Source organism: Wolbachia endosymbiont (group A) of Limnophora tigrina, assembly GCF_964263225.1.
Lineage (GTDB): Bacteria > Pseudomonadota > Alphaproteobacteria > Rickettsiales > Anaplasmataceae > Wolbachia.
The window spans coordinates 833,808-850,748 of sequence record NZ_OZ181654.1; the positions used below are offsets into that span (position 1 = coordinate 833,808).

19 protein-coding genes and 1 pseudogene are annotated in these 16,941 nt (G+C 36.1%); 5 read left to right on the forward strand and 15 right to left on the reverse strand.

All coding sequences use genetic code 11. The features are described from left to right. Positions 1 to 6: 6 nt before the first annotated feature. The 15 genes and pseudogenes from ACE38P_RS03850 to ACE38P_RS03920 all read right to left on the reverse strand — a co-directional run bounded on the left by ACE38P_RS03850 (position 7) and on the right by ACE38P_RS03920 (position 10,908). Positions 7 to 342: a GPW/gp25 family protein gene (locus ACE38P_RS03850; protein WP_264687695.1), complete on the reverse strand. Its 336-nt coding sequence runs from the start codon at positions 340 to 342 to the stop codon at positions 7 to 9. Between the two features lie 5 nt (positions 343 to 347). Then, a complete protein-coding gene (locus ACE38P_RS03855; protein ID WP_374699276.1) occupies positions 348 to 602 on the reverse strand; it encodes a PAAR domain-containing protein in 255 nt (84 codons plus the stop codon). 8 nt (positions 603 to 610) lie between these two features. Beyond that, positions 611 to 1,066 carry a phage baseplate assembly protein V gene (locus ACE38P_RS03860; RefSeq protein ID WP_065094332.1) on the reverse strand — a complete coding sequence of 152 codons (456 nt, stop codon included), beginning with the start codon at positions 1,064 to 1,066 and terminating at the stop codon, positions 611 to 613. After that, positions 1,053 to 1,526: a hypothetical protein gene (locus tag ACE38P_RS03865; RefSeq protein WP_374699277.1), complete on the reverse strand. Its 474-nt coding sequence runs from the start codon at positions 1,524 to 1,526 to the stop codon at positions 1,053 to 1,055. The genes ACE38P_RS03860 and ACE38P_RS03865 overlap by 14 nt, the downstream gene beginning before the upstream one ends. After that, the gene (locus ACE38P_RS03870) at positions 1,507 to 1,995 is read right to left on the reverse strand and encodes a phage tail protein (protein ID WP_264377374.1); all 489 of its coding nucleotides are present in this window, start codon (positions 1,993 to 1,995) and stop codon (positions 1,507 to 1,509) included. The genes ACE38P_RS03865 and ACE38P_RS03870 overlap by 20 nt, the downstream gene beginning before the upstream one ends. Next, the gene (locus tag ACE38P_RS03875) at positions 1,988 to 2,308 is read right to left on the reverse strand and encodes a hypothetical protein (protein WP_374699278.1); all 321 of its coding nucleotides are present in this window, start codon (positions 2,306 to 2,308) and stop codon (positions 1,988 to 1,990) included. The genes ACE38P_RS03870 and ACE38P_RS03875 overlap by 8 nt, the downstream gene beginning before the upstream one ends. Before the next feature lie 83 nt (positions 2,309 to 2,391). Beyond that, entirely contained in the window at positions 2,392 to 3,396 is a 1,005-nt protein-coding gene (locus ACE38P_RS03880; RefSeq protein ID WP_374699279.1) for a major capsid protein, read from the reverse strand. 43 nt (positions 3,397 to 3,439) lie between these two features. Next, positions 3,440 to 3,811 (reverse strand): head decoration protein, encoded by a 372-nt coding sequence (locus ACE38P_RS03885; protein ID WP_164224825.1) that lies wholly within the window; start codon positions 3,809 to 3,811, stop codon positions 3,440 to 3,442. Then, positions 3,804 to 4,889, reverse strand: a complete 1,086-nt coding sequence (locus tag ACE38P_RS03890) for a S49 family peptidase (protein WP_374699814.1) — start codon at positions 4,887 to 4,889, stop codon at positions 3,804 to 3,806. The genes ACE38P_RS03885 and ACE38P_RS03890 overlap by 8 nt, the downstream gene beginning before the upstream one ends. Further along, positions 4,889 to 6,294 (reverse strand): annotated as a pseudogene (locus tag ACE38P_RS03895) (phage portal protein). Before ACE38P_RS03895 ends, ACE38P_RS03890 begins: the two are co-directional and overlap by 1 nt. Further along, positions 6,295 to 6,519 carry a gpW family head-tail joining protein gene (locus tag ACE38P_RS03900; RefSeq protein WP_174516715.1) on the reverse strand — a complete coding sequence of 75 codons (225 nt, stop codon included), beginning with the start codon at positions 6,517 to 6,519 and terminating at the stop codon, positions 6,295 to 6,297. Then, a complete protein-coding gene (locus ACE38P_RS03905) occupies positions 6,509 to 8,350 on the reverse strand; it encodes a phage terminase large subunit family protein (protein WP_374699280.1) in 1,842 nt (613 codons plus the stop codon). Before ACE38P_RS03905 ends, ACE38P_RS03900 begins: the two co-directional genes overlap by 11 nt. Continuing rightward, positions 8,347 to 9,816, reverse strand: a complete 1,470-nt coding sequence (locus ACE38P_RS03910) for an ankyrin repeat domain-containing protein (protein ID WP_374699281.1) — start codon at positions 9,814 to 9,816, stop codon at positions 8,347 to 8,349. Before ACE38P_RS03910 ends, ACE38P_RS03905 begins: the two co-directional genes overlap by 4 nt. An 18-nt stretch (positions 9,817 to 9,834) precedes the next feature. Next, positions 9,835 to 10,308 carry a hypothetical protein gene (locus ACE38P_RS03915; RefSeq protein WP_374699815.1) on the reverse strand — a complete coding sequence of 158 codons (474 nt, stop codon included), beginning with the start codon at positions 10,306 to 10,308 and terminating at the stop codon, positions 9,835 to 9,837. A gap of 129 nt (positions 10,309 to 10,437) precedes the next feature. Next, positions 10,438 to 10,908 carry a Holliday junction resolvase gene (locus tag ACE38P_RS03920; RefSeq protein ID WP_374699542.1) on the reverse strand — a complete coding sequence of 157 codons (471 nt, stop codon included), beginning with the start codon at positions 10,906 to 10,908 and terminating at the stop codon, positions 10,438 to 10,440. A gap of 920 nt (positions 10,909 to 11,828) precedes the next feature. On the opposite strand from ACE38P_RS03920, the gene ACE38P_RS03925 reads away from it, so the two are divergent. The 5 genes from ACE38P_RS03925 to ACE38P_RS03945 are packed head-to-tail and all read left to right on the forward strand — an operon-like array spanning position 11,829 to position 16,935. Then, entirely contained in the window at positions 11,829 to 12,320 is a 492-nt protein-coding gene (locus ACE38P_RS03925) for a sigma-70 family RNA polymerase sigma factor (protein ID WP_374699543.1), read from the forward strand. A gap of 51 nt (positions 12,321 to 12,371) precedes the next feature. Next, positions 12,372 to 13,169, forward strand: coding sequence for an ATP-binding protein (locus tag ACE38P_RS03930; protein WP_374699544.1), 798 nt, complete (start codon positions 12,372 to 12,374; stop codon positions 13,167 to 13,169). 23 nt (positions 13,170 to 13,192) lie between these two features. Then, positions 13,193 to 13,681: a hypothetical protein gene (locus tag ACE38P_RS03935; RefSeq protein ID WP_374699545.1), complete on the forward strand. Its 489-nt coding sequence runs from the start codon at positions 13,193 to 13,195 to the stop codon at positions 13,679 to 13,681. Next, a complete protein-coding gene (locus ACE38P_RS03940; RefSeq protein ID WP_374699391.1) occupies positions 13,678 to 14,904 on the forward strand; it encodes an AAA family ATPase in 1,227 nt (408 codons plus the stop codon). Before ACE38P_RS03935 ends, ACE38P_RS03940 begins: the two co-directional genes overlap by 4 nt. Positions 14,905 to 14,919: 15 nt before the next feature. Continuing rightward, positions 14,920 to 16,935: an AAA family ATPase gene (locus ACE38P_RS03945; protein WP_374699390.1), complete on the forward strand. Its 2,016-nt coding sequence runs from the start codon at positions 14,920 to 14,922 to the stop codon at positions 16,933 to 16,935. Positions 16,936 to 16,941: the final 6 nt, after the last annotated feature.

Genomic DNA, 16,941 nt, shown 5'->3' on the forward strand with positions numbered 1-16,941 from the left:
ACTGCCTTATACTATAATACCATCAAGGCGGATCAGCTTTCCATTTGGCAGATAGATTCCCTCTAAAATGAGAGTTACTTTACCTTCTTTTATTTCTGTTATTTGTACACGTTTAAGCTTAAATCGACGCTCCCACTTTTCTAATGCTTCTGCAACTGCTGCATAAAGTTCTTGTGCAAAACCAGGTACAATTGGATGATCAATCAGCTCAAATAACCTTGATCCGTAATCTCGGCGCATAACACGAGTGCCAATTGGCGTAGTTAAAATATCAACTATTGATTGTTTTAAATGCTCTATACCACTTATTGTTTTACCAGTTTCAGAACTCATACCACGCATATTATTTACCCTGCAAAAACGTTATCACTCCCTTCTTCTGCTATTGCTACACAGGAAATTAGGTCACCAGTACGAGCAATGGCTTTGCCATTTACAAACACTGCTTTCGACCCTTGTGTCATTACTTTTCCTTCACTAAAATTATCTCCTTGCCTACAGACAGGTCTTCCGTTTATAAATACATCTCTGCTTCCACTTATACAAAAATGCAGCAACGCTCCTTCACAGTGATCTCCTAGGCGTATAACTGATTTATTCATTCCTTTCCCTAATTTAGATTTACTCTTTTTGCTTTTAGTTTTATTTCGCTCTTTGTTATCTCTACACTTGATTCCCCAACATTCAGTGTTATCTTGTCTACTACTTCAATCTCTAAATGATGTTTCTCTTTATCATACGTAAATCTTGTCCCATCTTGAAATTTTACACTATTTACTTCCTTTTTATTCTCTGGAGGAGGGTATTTTTCCTGATATATTGCCGGTAACACCACCCCCAAAGACAATTCTCCCAATGGTGATAATACTATTACCTGTTCATCAATATTTGGTGGTGACCAACTTTCAGCTCTATTTGTTATCCATGGAAGAAAATCTGTTACAAGTTCACCTATTTTAACTTTTACTTTAGCTTTTTCATAATCTATTTTTTCGACAATGCCTATACGGACAATGTTGGCCAATTTCCTCCGCAATTCTGAAATTGCAAAATTACTTTCCAACATTCACATCGATTAAACGAGGTTTTATTTTACTCACTTCCCAAATCGATCGCCCTACATGCAATTCGTGCGCCCAGTCTACCATCCACACTAAATATGCATCGAGCTCTGGCCTAAAATCATCTCCTCCTCCTGATATAAATTCTCCTGGTGAAACATTTTTCACGTTCCAAGTATTTTTATTTACTACTCTGGCAACCTCAGCAGCTAATGATCTGACAATAATAGAGGCATTTTCTATTGTGCTATCGATCACTATTCGTGCCTCAAATTTTGCTCTCAGCGCTAGCTCCTCTGTTCCTGGATCTTTTCCTTGCTCTAGACTTGACAATTCTATAAATACCGCTGGAGCTGCTAACTCTTTCCTTATTGCTGGATAAACCTCACAAGTTTGAATTGCTGGTATCTCTGCCTTTAGCGTATTACAGATTGCCTCATGTAAATTAGTCCAAAATGCCGTCATAAAATAACTTATGTGTAAAATATTTTTCAAATATCCTTTCAACTTCATAATTAACAAGATTTTCTATTATCCTTGAAGCCTCAGGTTCAAGTGGTAGTTTAACCTCCTGTATCGGTAGTGCTGTTCTTCCTACACGTTTAAAAATACCACGATAGCCTCTTGGCATCGTTGCCATAAATGCATCATTAAATGCTGTTCTTATTTTTGCTTGTTTTATATTTATATCATACAGATATGCTCTAATTAAAACCTTCAAAGTGCTTTTCCTTGCCTTGATAATTCTTAGTCTTTTTCTAATTACTTTTAGCCTAATTTGCTTTTCTTCACTGATTTCTCGGACAGCCTGAGATTTTAACCATAATGCCGTTTTGTTTAGCGCTCTTACCGCTGCCAATTCTATTTTGGCTTTGTTAGCATCAATGTTGTGAATAATTCTCTCAATATTTTCATTAACCTCAATGTTAAACATCATTCTCTCCAAGTACTGTACATTTTATATTCCATACTATTCCTGAATTATCTCGCAGTGGTGGAGAATATACTTTATATTTACGACCATCAATAACAAAAATATCTCCCACCATTGGCCTCAGTACATCAAAAACATTTACCTCAAGAAAAAGCATCTCTCCCACAAATTGTCCTTCACCAATCTCGTATAATTTATCTGGCTGTTGCTTTAGTACTTGTACCATATATGACTTATCCTTTGATTCATACAAAGCTACTTTTCCTAAATGAGCAAAACAATCTTTAAATAATCTCTTAATATTCTCTTGCACATTTCTCCGCTATATACTAACATTTATATGCTAAGAAGAGGTAAAGCATTCTTCTGCCTCACACCGCTTTATATTTGCTCTACCTATGTTGCAACGATCTTGACTAGTATTGCTGGACGGTGGCACATTGGCAGAGGGTTTGACTGCGTATGCAAATCAGTCCCTCTATCAAATCTTCTTGGCTCTTGTTTTGCATAGAGTGGCTGTCCAAGAGTATTCACTGTTTCATTAAAATCTGCTGGTGCAAAATATGTTGTAAATGTGCTTGCTGTTCCTACTGGAAAACAGTGCCCCGTATCCCTTTCTATAAATCTTCTCACGGTTCCTTCAGGATCAGTTGCTTGTCCTCTATATTCCTCAAACGTTATTCCACAGAACGTAAATCCTGACCTCATATCATTTCTTAGCGCTGCTCCTTCTTGCCATCTCTCATATGCTTCTTTCACTTTAGCATGAGAAGTAAGTGCATCAAAAAACTCAGGGCTTACTAAAGCATGAATTCCTGTCATATATTCACCACTTAAGTTGTCCTCAATATGCCGCAATACTTCCAAACATTTTCTCTTTACATCTGTTGTTGCTGTTCCCAGGGCAAAATTTACTACTTTTGGCGTGATTTCAAATTCGTTGTACAGATTTAATAATTCTGACCCGTCAGCATCTAAAATTATTCCTTTCAGCGCTCCCATTCGCAAATGCTCTAATGTTATTGCATGTTTGTTCCTCATCAATTGCAAATGATCGGTTATTACATCTGCCAGCGCTTTAAGTTCACTCTCTGATCCAAATGCCCTTATTCCTTGCACTTCTTCTGGCAGTACTACATCATCATGTGGAATATGTGGAATCGTAAATGTTCTTACTTTTCTTTTTCCTCTTTTTCCTACTGTTGCTGGTGCTCCTGGTATTTGTGTTGGTAATAAACTTAATACTCCGTTGTGTTCTTCTATGGTAATATGTCTAAATCTTACTGACCTACTTGGAAATAAATTTAAATTTTCAACCCGTCCATAATTTATCGGCAATATATTCATCGCATTAGTTAGTGCCGTCATACTAAATGCTGTATTTGTAAATGGATTTTGCATTTTTTCTTTTCCCCCTTTGTGTTTTTTATTGTTTAATATAGCTTTAGACTGCTTTACGGATAATGATCCCTCGTGTTTCAAGTTGCTTTATTGCTGCATTTTTCTGCTCTTCAGTGATATTTGCTGGCCATACAACTGCATGATCTGCTAGCATTGCACCGCGAGCAATAATTACTCCTTTAGCATTTTCCTTTGCGTTTACATCACTTGAAATTACTCCTATTGCCGTTTGTGTGCCATCGGTTGCTGTTAGATTTAAGACCCTAATAAAACCATCTTCAGTCTTTTTAGCAACTACTGCACCAAGCTTGAGATTCTGTCCTTTGGCAACAGTTATTTGATCTCGTGAATATAAATTTGATGCTTCATATTTTAGAAGATCACCAAGGTTATTTTGTTCTGTTATACTACTCATTTTGCTTTTCTCCTTTTGTTATATATTTTAAATGCCTACGACTTTTCGCTACCTGCATCATCAACTCTTCTCCTGAATTCTGTGGTATTGTACTTATTATCTCTGTCTTCTTTGTTCTTTCTGCAAGTAATTCCATTAAAACTTCCCTTGCTTGCTCAACACTTACACTCTGCTCAATAAATTCTCCTATTTTCTCTGGCATCTTTGATATATTACATAAACGTATTAATTCAAGAACTTCAGTACGATACTTAGTTAAATTATTAGTTTCTTCTTTTAGGTCAGTTATAGTTTGTTCGTTCATAGTAATACTCCTGTTTTTATTAATATATTTAAACTCTGAAAGAATTGTCATTCCGTCTGCAAGGCCTATTTCTACTGCTTTCTCCCCAAAATATAGCCCTGCCTCTGTTGATCGAATCTTTTCAATTGAAAGACCTCTGTTCCTTGCTATTAGCTGCAAAAACATTTCATATAGTCGATCTACTTCTTTTTGTAAGCTTTCCAGACTTTCAGACGTCATTGGCTCATGTGGGTTTAAATCATTCTTTCGACTACCAGCAAAGATTGTGGTGTACTTAATACCTTGCTTTTCATCAAATCTACTTTGATCTATATGACTTGCTATTACTCCAATACTGCCAACACCAGAAGTTCTGCTCACAAATACCTTTTCAGCGCTAGAAGCTATAGCGTACGCTGCAGAATATGCATCATCATTTGCTATTGCCACAATTCTCTTTTTTGCTCTTGATTCGTAAATAAAATCAGCCAGGTCAAATATACCGTTTACCTCTCCTCCTGGGCTATCTATTTCCAGTATAATTGTCTCTATGCTACTATCTGCTAATGCTTGTGTAATTTGTACTTCTATTTGCTCATATGATGTCATCCCGAGCATTTCATCAAACGCACCTGGTTTTTTAGTCAAGATTCCATGAATTGGTATAATTGCAGTTCTTTCTACGTTACTTTTGATGGAGTGCTTTATGTTTTTAAACGTGGGATGTTTTTGATTGTTCAATAACAATAGCTCAAAACTTCTTGGCTCAAGCATTAATGGTTTTCCTAAGAGCATCATAATCCTTTACAATCAGAGTCAAACATTAAGTTGAGACTATTTGCACGCTTTTGATCTTCTGCTATTTCCTGGTCAATTTCTTCTACATCATAACCCATTTCTGATACTACTTCCGATCGACTCTTAAATCCATTTCTTACTGCCATTTGCTGTGCTTGCTGATCTTTCAGTGGATCCACCCAATCAAATCCCTGTGGTATCCATTTTACTTCTTCTTTCGCTGCTTTTACTACTTTTTCATCTATACTCAGTTCTCCACAAAGCACTGCTAATTCTAGCCATCTATTCCAAATAGGTCTACAAAACTGGAACACTATCACGTTATGCTGTAACATTGCGCACCTTCTGCGAAACTCTATCAACCCTGCCCGAATGGATGAATAATTAACGCTTGTTAAATCTCCTGTTAGCTGCTCATATGTTATTCCTGTGCCTATTGCTATTGCCCTCAGTTGCTGTCTCATGAATGCTTCATAACTTCCTCCAACATCAGACGGCTCTGAAAATTTTATGTCCTCTCCTGGGTCTAAAGCTGCATTGTTCCTGGCTCTAAACCTGATAATGCTACTCCTTGCTCATTCGCTTCACCTTCTCCTAAAATATTTGCCTCAGGATCAAGTCTTGTAATAAACCCTGCAAACATTGCTGCTGTCTTTTTTCTCACTAATTCTGCATCATCGTATTGATCAAGCTCATAAAGTTTCAGAAGTATACTCGAAAGCCATGGCTCCCCTCTAATTTGCCCAGGTCTTAATGGTCTATAGATATGTAAAACATCGTTTGCTGGTACTCTCACTGACTCTCCAAACGAACCTTCTCCTGGATGTTCTCTAAATAAGTAATATGCCTCTCTTTGCCCAAGCTTGTTAAACTCAATCCCGTTTCTTATTACATTACCATTTCCTAAAGTTTGATTTGTTTTATTATCTAAATGTTCAGACTCAAGTACTTGCAGTTGTAATGGCACAGAAAATCTATCTTCCAGCTTTCTCGTTCTTAAACGTACAAAACATTCTCCTCCCTCTATCATACTTCTGCATACTAGAGCTTGTAATCCATAAAAATCACTTACTCCGTTACTATCTGCTTCATCTGTCCATTTTAGCCATAATTCTTGCACTTTCTTTCGAAATTCTGCATTCTTTGCTTTTGATTGCGGTTTTATTCCTGTTCCAATAGAGTTACTTACTATTGTATCAATGATATTTGCTGCATATGGATTTTTTCTCACCATATCACGTGATCTACTACGTAAAGTTTCAAGGCTTTGAGACAGCAAATTGTTTATACTTCCTAACTCTGGTTGAAAGTGAAAAAATCTTCTTCCTGAGCCTGCTGCATCCCACGCTGAGCTTTTTATCTTTGGTTTGTTAAATAATTGCTTGAAGGTTTTTAGCAGCATTTATAAAATTCCTTTACTCGTTGAAAAAACAATTTTCCTCTTTGGCCTCATGCCTGCAACTTTTAACCCCGCTTTTATTCGTTGCCTGAGCTCCAATAAATCCTTTATTTGAACTTCCCCGTACCTCACAACATGGTCACCATATGCAATTGAGACAACTCTTTCTCCGCTTTGCAGTTTTTGAATTGCTTTCTCAACTTGAGTTAAATATTTTTCACTGTACATTTTGATTACCAAGCCACTTACTCTGTCTTACTTTTTTAGGCTTTTTGCTTTCCATTTTTCCACTTAAACTATTCCATTTACTCTCTGGCCATCTGTCTATTCCCAGTGCTATCGATGCAGCTCTTGCGTAAATTCGGCAATCTAGTACTTCATTTCTTTCTCTTACCTTTTGCCACTCTTGTTTGGTGTATCCTTTTACTACCTTGCTGACTAATTGCTCTGCCGTTAGCTGCTTAAAATATTCAGGTGCATACTCAGGAAAATGACAGTATCCTGCTGGCACTTTTTCTTTTTCCCCGTTTTTTAAAACATTAAGTAGCTGAAAAAGCTCTGACTTTAATATCGATACTCCTACTGGCCACAGCTTTATTCCTCTCTTTAGCTTTTGACCACCAACTGTTATATCTACTCTACTTGGGCTGCTAAGTGGTACTAGTGCTTTATTTACACCTTTTACTGCCATTACTCTTCCAGAGCCTTGATGACCTCTTACCCAATTGTATACTTCTTGTGTCGCATACCCAGCATCAACCGCCATCATACTTATCATATATTCAAGACCATTTTCACCAATAAAATGATGATTTAAGAGCTCAGAGAGTTTTCTCCATACTTCTCCACCCCCAGTATCTCCTTCAAATACTTGGTAGTCTATTGACCAACTTTCACGGCTTTTTCCCCAGGCTACAACTTCTACTTCTAAACAATCTTTTTGGACATCAACACCTGCTGTGAGAACTACTTCGCCTTTTGGTACTGTACCAATCTGAAAAAATTCTCTCCTGTTAAATAATTGCTTCCAGTCTGGTACTTCTCCTTTATCTACCCAAGTTTCTCCTAAAGTGGTATTTATCCAAACTTTTAGTAATTGTTCACTCTCTTTTGCATGGAGAAAATCCTCTACTGCTTGTTGCCAACTATACCAGCCTACTGGACTATACAAACTCGATAAATGAAACCCTTTTTTTTCACCTTTTATTGGATTGGTAGGCCTCCACTCTCCTCTAGCTAGCATCTCTGTTTTTTGATGATTTTCTATTTTGCCGTTACACTCTATACACACATAGTGCGCTGTATTTGGATTTTTATCTTTCCACTTTATTTGTGGCCATTTCAGCACCTGATAGTGATCACAATGTGGACAAGGTACAAAAAAGTATCGTTTATCTGAACTCTCAAACTCTCTCTCTATTCTGCTTATTCCGTGAACCGTTGGCGTTGAAACCAAGAATATTTTTCGCCGCGTAAATGTATTAGTTCGAGCAATGCTGAGCAAAACTGGATCTCCTTCTCCTCCTGAATCCCCTGGATACGCATCTACTTCATCAAGAAAAAGATATTTTACCGGCATAGATCTCAGTCCTACACTGCTGTTTGCTCCAGTTATTACTACTATTCCACCTGGAAATTCCTTACTTTGCACAGTATTCCCTGAATCTCTTGACCTTGGGTCTTTTACTTTATTTTTTAAACATGGCGTACTTTCAATCAGTGGCGCAAATCTTCCCTTTGACCAACGCTTTCCCATTTCGACTGTTGGCTGCACAACTAACATTGGACCTGGTGTTTGATCGATAATATAGCCAATCCAATTGTTACCTGCTTCTGTTCCCCCAATCTGCGCTCCTTTCATGAATACTACTTTTTCTGCTGGTGAGGACGGAGAAAGTGAATCCATGATTTCTTTTAAATAAGGAGTTCTTTCCGTTCTCCATTTCCCTGGCTCTGATGCTGCAGTTGCTGCTAAAACTCGATACTCATTCGCCCACTCTGATACTTTAAGCTGGGGATCTGGTCTTAAACCTTCAGAAAAAGCTCTAGCGTATATCATTGTCTGCATCTACTCATAACTGGTTCTATCTCGACATCATTAACAATAGAACTACACTCCTCCATCTCCATAAACATCTTTTTCTGAAATTCCTTTTCTATATATCTTTTGCTCATCTCACTTATCATTATTGCTATAACAAGAGCAAATATCCCTGTTATTGTTGCAAAAATGATTGCACTGCTTATTGTTGTTGCTGTTAAACCTATATATGCTGCCATTGCTACTGCACTTACTGAGGTAAAAACACAGATCACATTGTTGTATTTTCTTACTTTTGCATCTCTATGTTCTATACACCTATAATAAACTGGTACAGACTTGCCTATCTCGTCTGGTAATTTGATGCTCTTTTCTTTAAATAAAGTTTTTAGCAACTCTAAATTATTTGACTTGATTGCTAAGTGCAGAACAGGTGTATAATTTGCTCCTTTTTTCAGCAATAACTTTACTACATGTAAATGCCCTTTTTCCGCAGCAAGGTAAATCGGTGATAAACCTTTATTATTTACAATATCAATATCGATTTCTTCTTTTAAAATTGTATCTACAATCTCAATTTCTCCTCTTTGTGCAGCTAAATGTAGTAGACTACTCTTTTCAGAACCGTATTTATTACTTATCAAAGCCTTCTTTATCTCAGGTTTAGCGTAATCAAATGGTGTCTTGCCGCTATCGTCTTTTACCAGAGGGTCTATATCTTCTCGCGTTAGTAAAACCTCTATTGTTTTAAGTCTTTCAGCGTAATGTAGTGGCGTTTTATTTTCGTAATCTTGTAAATTGACTTGAGCATTAGGCTCCTTTATTAAGCATTTGAGGATATCAAGACATAAGTCTCTTTCATCGTAATTAGTATTACTTACAGCTATATGCACAGGTGATAATTTCATCGAGTTTTGTCCTACACGTGCGCTATTTACATCTGCTCCTAGCTCCAGTAATAACTTTACTATCTCCAATTTTTTGTTGTTAACTGCATAGTGCATTGGTGTCTGATTTCGTGCATCAAAAACCTCGATTTCAGCTTTTCCTTCTCTTATCAAAATCTTTACAACTTCTGCATGTCCTATCCCTGCTGCTAGATGTAATGGCGTATGATGCAAAGCATTTCGTACATTAACGTCAATACCTTTTCCTATCAAATATCTCACTGCATTAACTTCACCTATCATTGCAGCTAAATGAAGTAAGCTATCTTGTTCTGACCCGTACTTGTTATTAATTAGCGCTTGTAATATTTCTGCTTTTTTCCCTTCTTTGGCGTAATCAAGAGATGTTTTACCTTCATTATCTTCCACAAAAGGATTAATATTCTTCTTCGTGAGTAACAAATCCACCATGCTTAATTCATCAAATTCTATAGCGCAATGTAGTGGGGTTTTTCCGTTTAACCCTCTGACATTAACATCTAATCCAGGTTGATTGATTAAACACTTTATTAACTCTAAACTTAAGTTATCAGCCATTTTGTATTCAAAATCTTTTTATATTTTAAATTTAGCGTTAGATAATTCTTCAAGTGAGTTTGTAATCTCTTCAGTTAGCGCCATATGAATCTTTTCAGTCTCACTCAGTGATGCAAGCAGCGCTGAAACTCTATTTGGAATATTAAGCAAATTATTACGGACAACTCTTGCTACATTAAATGCTTCAGTTTTTACCTCTTCAATTGACACAAATTTGCCTACTTCAGCTTTCACTTTAGCTTCCAAAAGTTTACCACGCTCCGTTTCATTTTTTATTCGCGTTTTTAGCAATATCGTTGAAAGTTTTTCTCCATTCTCTTTTCTTCTCAGTGGTTGACTTGGATCACGAACAGCTTTCAGAGCTTCATTTGCTTGCTCTCGGTCAATGAGTCCATCTTCCAGTTCAACAATTCCTTTCTTCGCTAAAGAACAAACATATTGCCTCGAAAACCCTTTTTCTCTTGCCCATTCTGCTTGAGTAATTCTCACCATTTTTCTCCTTTTTTGGCACTGATCAGCTATAACTGCACAAGTAGTCAACATTTAAAATATCTCTGACGCTAAAGAAGGCCTGGGGTTGGGACCACCAAACCCTCCATTCTGGCCGAAAGGACCCACTTTTTATGATATTTTTAATACACTAAAATCTTTACTAAAATTCATAACATAGAACATTAAAGCTAAAGAATCTGCTTCATTATCATCTGTTGGACAAAAACCCTTTTCCTGTACTGCCTCAATGACATCAGCTTTACTTGCATTGCCTTTGCCTGTTATAAAGCGTTTGATAGTTTTCACAGATACACCTTTGTATGGCACATGATGTTCTTCACACCAAGCAGAAAGGTGTGCTAAAAACCCTCCATAGATATGTGCAGCATCAGTTCCTAAGTGTCTTCTCACTTCTTCAAAGTACACAACTTCAATACCTGGAAATTTATACTTAAGTGAATTAAGCCAATTGCGAAAATTTAAAAACTGCACTCCACCACCACTAAACCTGCTAACATGAAAACTTTTACTTCCACTTTGTACTATTCCATCATGTAAAATAGTCCAGCCAGTTTGTTTGCCAAGATCTAGTGTGAGCATTTCCTTTCAATTGTCAGATATACAAGATTCGAAAAAATTACGTCCAAAAAATCTTTAATTTTTGAAATTCAACAACTATCCGCTCACATGAAAACTCTTACTTCCACCTTGCGCTATTCCACCATGTAAAATAGTCCAGCCAGTTTACTTGCCAAGCCTTTCAATCGTCAGGTACATATATATACAAGATTTGAAAAATTTTTGTCCAAAAAATCTTCAAATTTTAAGGAATTTTTTTTATAATTCTCGAATTTGAAGACCTTTCAAACGGCTTTCTCTACTTTTAGAGGTTTTTATTATTCTAATCTCATATTTTATATGTTTTGATATATATGTATATTTTTATATATGTATTATATATATATATTATATATAAGGGTTTTAGGAAGCTAGAGTCCTCCATATTGGCGAACTTCAGATATGCCGTTCCTAGGAACGGTTTTAGGAACGCATGGTGAAAACCCGCCATACAGGCTAACTCTAGATTCCTGATTCCTAATTCCTGATTTAGGAAGCCAGTAATTAGGAACGGAACTTACAGTTGTAGAGGTATGTTTTTTAGTTATATTTTTCTTAAAATTTTAAGCTATTTTTTTAGTAGTGAAATCCTAGGTGATTTTGAATTTTAAAATGTGAGATTTTTATATATTTTATTATATTCTTAATATAACTTAAAGCCTCCTGGTTTATGCAGTTTCCTTTTTTAACTGTCTTTAAAAAACATTGAAATCCATTCAAAATAGGTTCCAAAAACCTGAACTGTATTATTTTAAATTGCATCAGTATTATTCTCAAAAAAAAATAACAGAATATCAATAGATTAAAAATCGCATCAGTATTATTTATTTTTGCTTCTGTCCTACATAACGGCATTAATAACTCTCATCCTTAAAAGCATCAATTTGTTTTTAAGGAAAGTTATGAAATTACAAAACTACCATATAGTTATTAAAAATGTAAAATATCAAGCTTATAGACTGAAACTTGCTAAGTGCTTTATTAATGAAGCTCACGAAGATCTTGAGCAAGAACTCTTCTGTGAAATTTGGCCATGTCTTGATCAATATGATGAAGATAAAAGTAGCTTTAACACTTTCGTAGCAAGATTAACTGAAAACAAAGCTATTAACTTGCTAAAGAAACAGCGATGTGCAAAACGCGATATCAATAACTATATTAGTATCGATGTAACAGAGCTACTTGAGAGTGAAATAACAAAACGCATTGATGTAGACTACATGATCTCGGTTTTACCAAAGGAATGGCAAAATATATGTGAGCAACTTAAATTTTTTAACTTACATGAAGTTGCCAAAATGAACCACGTTTCAAGAACCACTTTAAACAATATTATCAAGAAGATACGTGCTAAACTTTCTCCTATTTACTACAAAGGCAAAAAGAAAAATTGAACAAAATTTTTACCTTTCTTGTATATATATACATCGTAGCATGGATAAATAATGGTTCTTAAAATTTTGAATAATAGTGAAAGATTGAAAGTAACACCAAGTGTAAAAATGGTCATCTTTGGTCCTTATGGTATTGGTAAAACAAGTCTCCTAAAGACCATAGATGAACCAACACTTTGTCTTGATTTTGAAGCAGGACTTCTTGCCGTTCAAGACTGGCAAGGAGATTCAATAAGTGTTCGCACTTGGAATGAAGCCAGGGATATTGCTTGTATTCTTGGAGGACCTAATTCTACTGTGAGACCTGATCAGCCGTATAGCCAAAAACACTATGAATATGTGTGTAGTAAAGAAAAAGACACTGCTCAGAAACTTTTCAGATATCAATGCATTTTTTTCGACAGTCTGTCGTTTGCTTCAACACTATGTTTAACATGGGCACAGTCACAGCCAGATATTTTTTCTGAAAAAACAGGCAAGCCGAATGGTCTTGCAGTATTTGGTAAACTTGGTCAAGAAATGATAGATTGGCTAATTCAACTTCAACACATAAAAGATAAAGACATTATCTTAACCGCTGGTCTTGAAAAGAATCTGGATGAGTTTAATCGTCCAATTTGGAGTATTCAATGTGAAGGTAACAAAACCACCAATGCAATTCCAGGTATTGTTGATGAAGTAATTAGTATGGTTGGTATAAAACAGAAGGATGGAACTGAGAAACGCTCTTTTGTTTGCCACACTTTAAATCCCTGGGGATACCCAGCTAAGGATCGTAGTGGACGTCTGAGTATGGTTGAAGAACCACACTTAGGTAAGCTGCTTACAAAGATTAAAAGCAAGTTTTAAAATTTAAACATGGAGAATGATATATGTTAGAAGACCTGTTAACTGACTTTAACACTGTAAAACCGCAAAGTAGGTTAATACCTAAAGGTACAATAGTAAAGGTAAAGATGACAATCAAGCCCGGAGGTTATGAGCATTGGTTCACCAAAAGCCCCACTACTGGTAGCATTTATTTAAATACAGAATTTACCGTTATTGAAGATCTGTACGCAAAGCACAAGATTTATCAGATAATTGGTATTAAAAGTAGTAAAGCAGAAGATACTTGGGGAGAAATGGGTCGCTCTATGCTTCGCAGTATTCTAGAATCGGCACGCGACATTCATCCACATGATAACTCAGAAGGTGCAATCCTTGCTCGTAAGCTAAATTCAGTTGCAGAATTAAATGGCTTAGAGTTTACAGTAAAGGTAGGTGTTATAACTGATGAATATGGAGAAAAGAACAAAATTGCTTCAATAGTTACTCCGGAATACCGTAAAAATTATGAAATTGACAGAATACCATTTTGAAGTACGACGAGGAAAAGCTTTGGTCTGCTGTCGTTACTAGAGGTATTCAGGACTCAGTAGGAAAAAACCCAAAGCTAAGAGAAGAAGCAATTAATTGGCTGAATTCAAAATCTTTTGAAACTGTTTGTGAGCTAGCTAATCTCAACTTTAAACGTATAAAAAATATGTATGGGAGTTTTATGTCTAAAAAGCAAGAAAAGATAAAAGCATTATTAATCGATAATATCAAGGAGTGCCTTTCTTACCTACTTCCAAATGGTGAGTTTTACCGAGAAAAAACTTATATTGGAGACTTAAATGGAAATACAATTACAGTTAAAATAGTAGGTAAGGAAGCTGGTGATTGGCGTAATTTTACTGAAGGAACTGGTGGTGATATTATTGATCTTTGGATTTTAATTAAGGGTGATATATATTCTGCTAGAAAGTGGCTCAATAAAAAATCAAAGAGTGGAGAAAAAAAAGGGGGGAAAAGAGAAGAAAAAATATTTTCTGTAAAGCAGTACTTAAATGATCAATCACCAATACCAGAAGACATAATAGCTCCACGAATTCTCACTCCAGGTGGTCTTTTAGTCATTGGTGGTACGCCAAAGGTTGGCAAAAGTTATTTTCTTCTCTCTTTGCTTGCACATCTTGCAGCAGGAGTGTCGTTTCTTAAGATGAAATCAGCAAGGCCACTAAAAATAATCTATCTGCAAAATGAGATGGAGTACAATTACATCAGGGAACGAATACAACAAATCATAACCAATCAAAGGCTGCCAAATCTAGCAGAAGAAAACTTGATTGTTACTACAAAGATGAGATTAACTTTAAACGATGAAGGTATAGAGAGAATAAAAGAGATCATAGGAGAAAAATTTAAAACAATAGACCTTATCGTCTTGGATTCTCTTGACTATAAAAATATGTTTTCTGGCCTGCAAAGCAGAGTAGAAAAACTACGTTCTATAATTAATCCTATGGCTGGAATCATTATTACACGTCACACCAGAAAAGTATCGACAGCTACACTCGCAAAAAGCCCTTTTCAAGCTTTAATTGGTGCTAATGCTTTAAGAAGCTTTTATACATCTGGTATTGTAATGTTTCAACCAAGTAAACGTGCAAATGTCTTGCAAGTAGTATATGAACTAAGAAACGGTAAATCAATACCAGCAAAATTCATTAGCAGAGTAAATGGGCGTTGGCAGAACTCTAAAGTTATAGCTACGGCTTAATTTGTCTGCAAAAACGTGGTAGAGCTAAAAACTCAGCTTCTGCAAAACATCAGATCTTGTCTTTTTCACCTACTACCAAGAGGAACATTTCGTGGCGATAAGTTTTATGTAGGTGATGTACAGGGTAACAAAGGCAAAAGCACTGTAATAGAGTTAACAGGTGAAAGAGCCGGATTATGGAAAGATTTTGCAACAGGAGAAGGTGGTGATATTATTGACCTTTGGGCAACAATACACGGGAAGAATGCAAAAACAGAATTTCCTGAAGTAATGCTCTCAATAAGTGAATGGCTTGGCATCAAAGAAAAAAATAATATTAGAGATCTAGAACAATACCTGACTTGTAGTTGGAACTACTACGATGAAAATAACCAATTGATTGTAATAGTCTACCGTTATGATCCTCCTTTAGAGAAAAAACAATTTAAACCATTTGATGTTAAAAAACAAAGATTCAAAGAGCCAGAGATAAGGCCACTCTACAACATTCTGGGTATTTTAAGGTCCGATAAAGTTGTTCTTGTAGAAGGAGAAAAATGCGCAGAAGCACTTATAGAGAAAGGAATTACAGCTACAACTGCGATGTTTGGAGCAAATGCGCCTATTGATAGAACAGATTGGACTCCGCTAAAAGGTAAACATATTATCATTTGGCCAGACAACGATGAAGCAGGTAATAAATATGCCAAAAACGCTGAAAAGAAGCTTTTAGAACTTGGTGTTGCATCACTTGCTACGCTTAAGATTCCACCGAATAAACCAAGGAGTTGGGATGCTGCTGATTGTCTGTTAGAGGGAATAAATGTTTCGGAATTTATTGAAAAAAACTCAAGAAAAATAATTATTAAACCACCACTTGATATTTTCAGCTGGAGTGTAGAGCGTTTTGTAGGTCCAGTACCAAAGCAAAGATTCTTGGTTGAAGGATTATTTCCTTTGGGTGTAACCTCCATTTTGGCTGCAATGGGTGATACTGGTAAAGGTATGCTACTTCTTGACCTAGCCCTCAAGGTTGCGGGTAGCATAGATCAGGTATGCGGATTTGGTCCACTTGTTACTGAACATGGATCTGTGGTGGTATTTTCTGCAGAAGATGATACAAATGAAATACATCGTCGCTTAGAACGACTTGATCCCAAATGTGAAAGATTAAAATATAAAGATAGGCTATTTATTGTACCACTGCCAAATATAGGAGGATCTTTTGCCATACTTAAGAATGTTCGCGGTAAAGTTGTAGAAATATCTCCAGAATTTGAGTCGGTAATGAAGCAGCTGAGCAAAATAAAGGATTTAAAGCTCATTATATTTGATCCCCTTGCTTCTTTCATTCATGCAGATTTAAATGCTGACCCAGCAGTAGGGGATTATCTCATGTGTTTATTATCTGATTTAGCATGTAGCACTGGAGCTTCAATAATTACTGCACATCATATGAGAAAGCTGAAGGGAGAAAAGCCTATATCAACAGTAGAGCAAGCACGAGATGCTATTCGAGGTACTTCTGCTCTCGTAAATGGAGTCAGGTGTTCTTTTGCTTTTTGGCCTGTTGAAGATATGACTAAACCAATGATTTTTAGGTCAATTGGAAAAATCCCAAGACAAAATGCACTATTTTATGGAGCTGTTGTTAAAGCAAATGGCCTGGCTGATCGTACCATACGCACTTACCTAAGAAATGAAGAAACAGGGCTATTGGAAGACATTACTGAACAATTAAAAGCTCAAAATATTAGCGATAAAGATCTTAAAATATATCTTATTGATTCAATTGCGCGAGCTGCTATTTCAGGACATCCATTTACTCATACAGGAAGTGCAGGAATACATAAACAACGACATAGATTGCCTGAAGTTTTTCATAGTATGGGAAGGGATAGACTAGAGCGTATAGTGCAAGAGCTTTTACAAGCAAAGCAAATAGTTAAAGGAATGGCTAATGGTTCAAAAGAAGATAAATGGCTTGATGTAAAAACAGGACCATTTGCACGTGGAGTTGGAAAATTTACTCATGGAGCTGAAAATTTTTAAAATCAG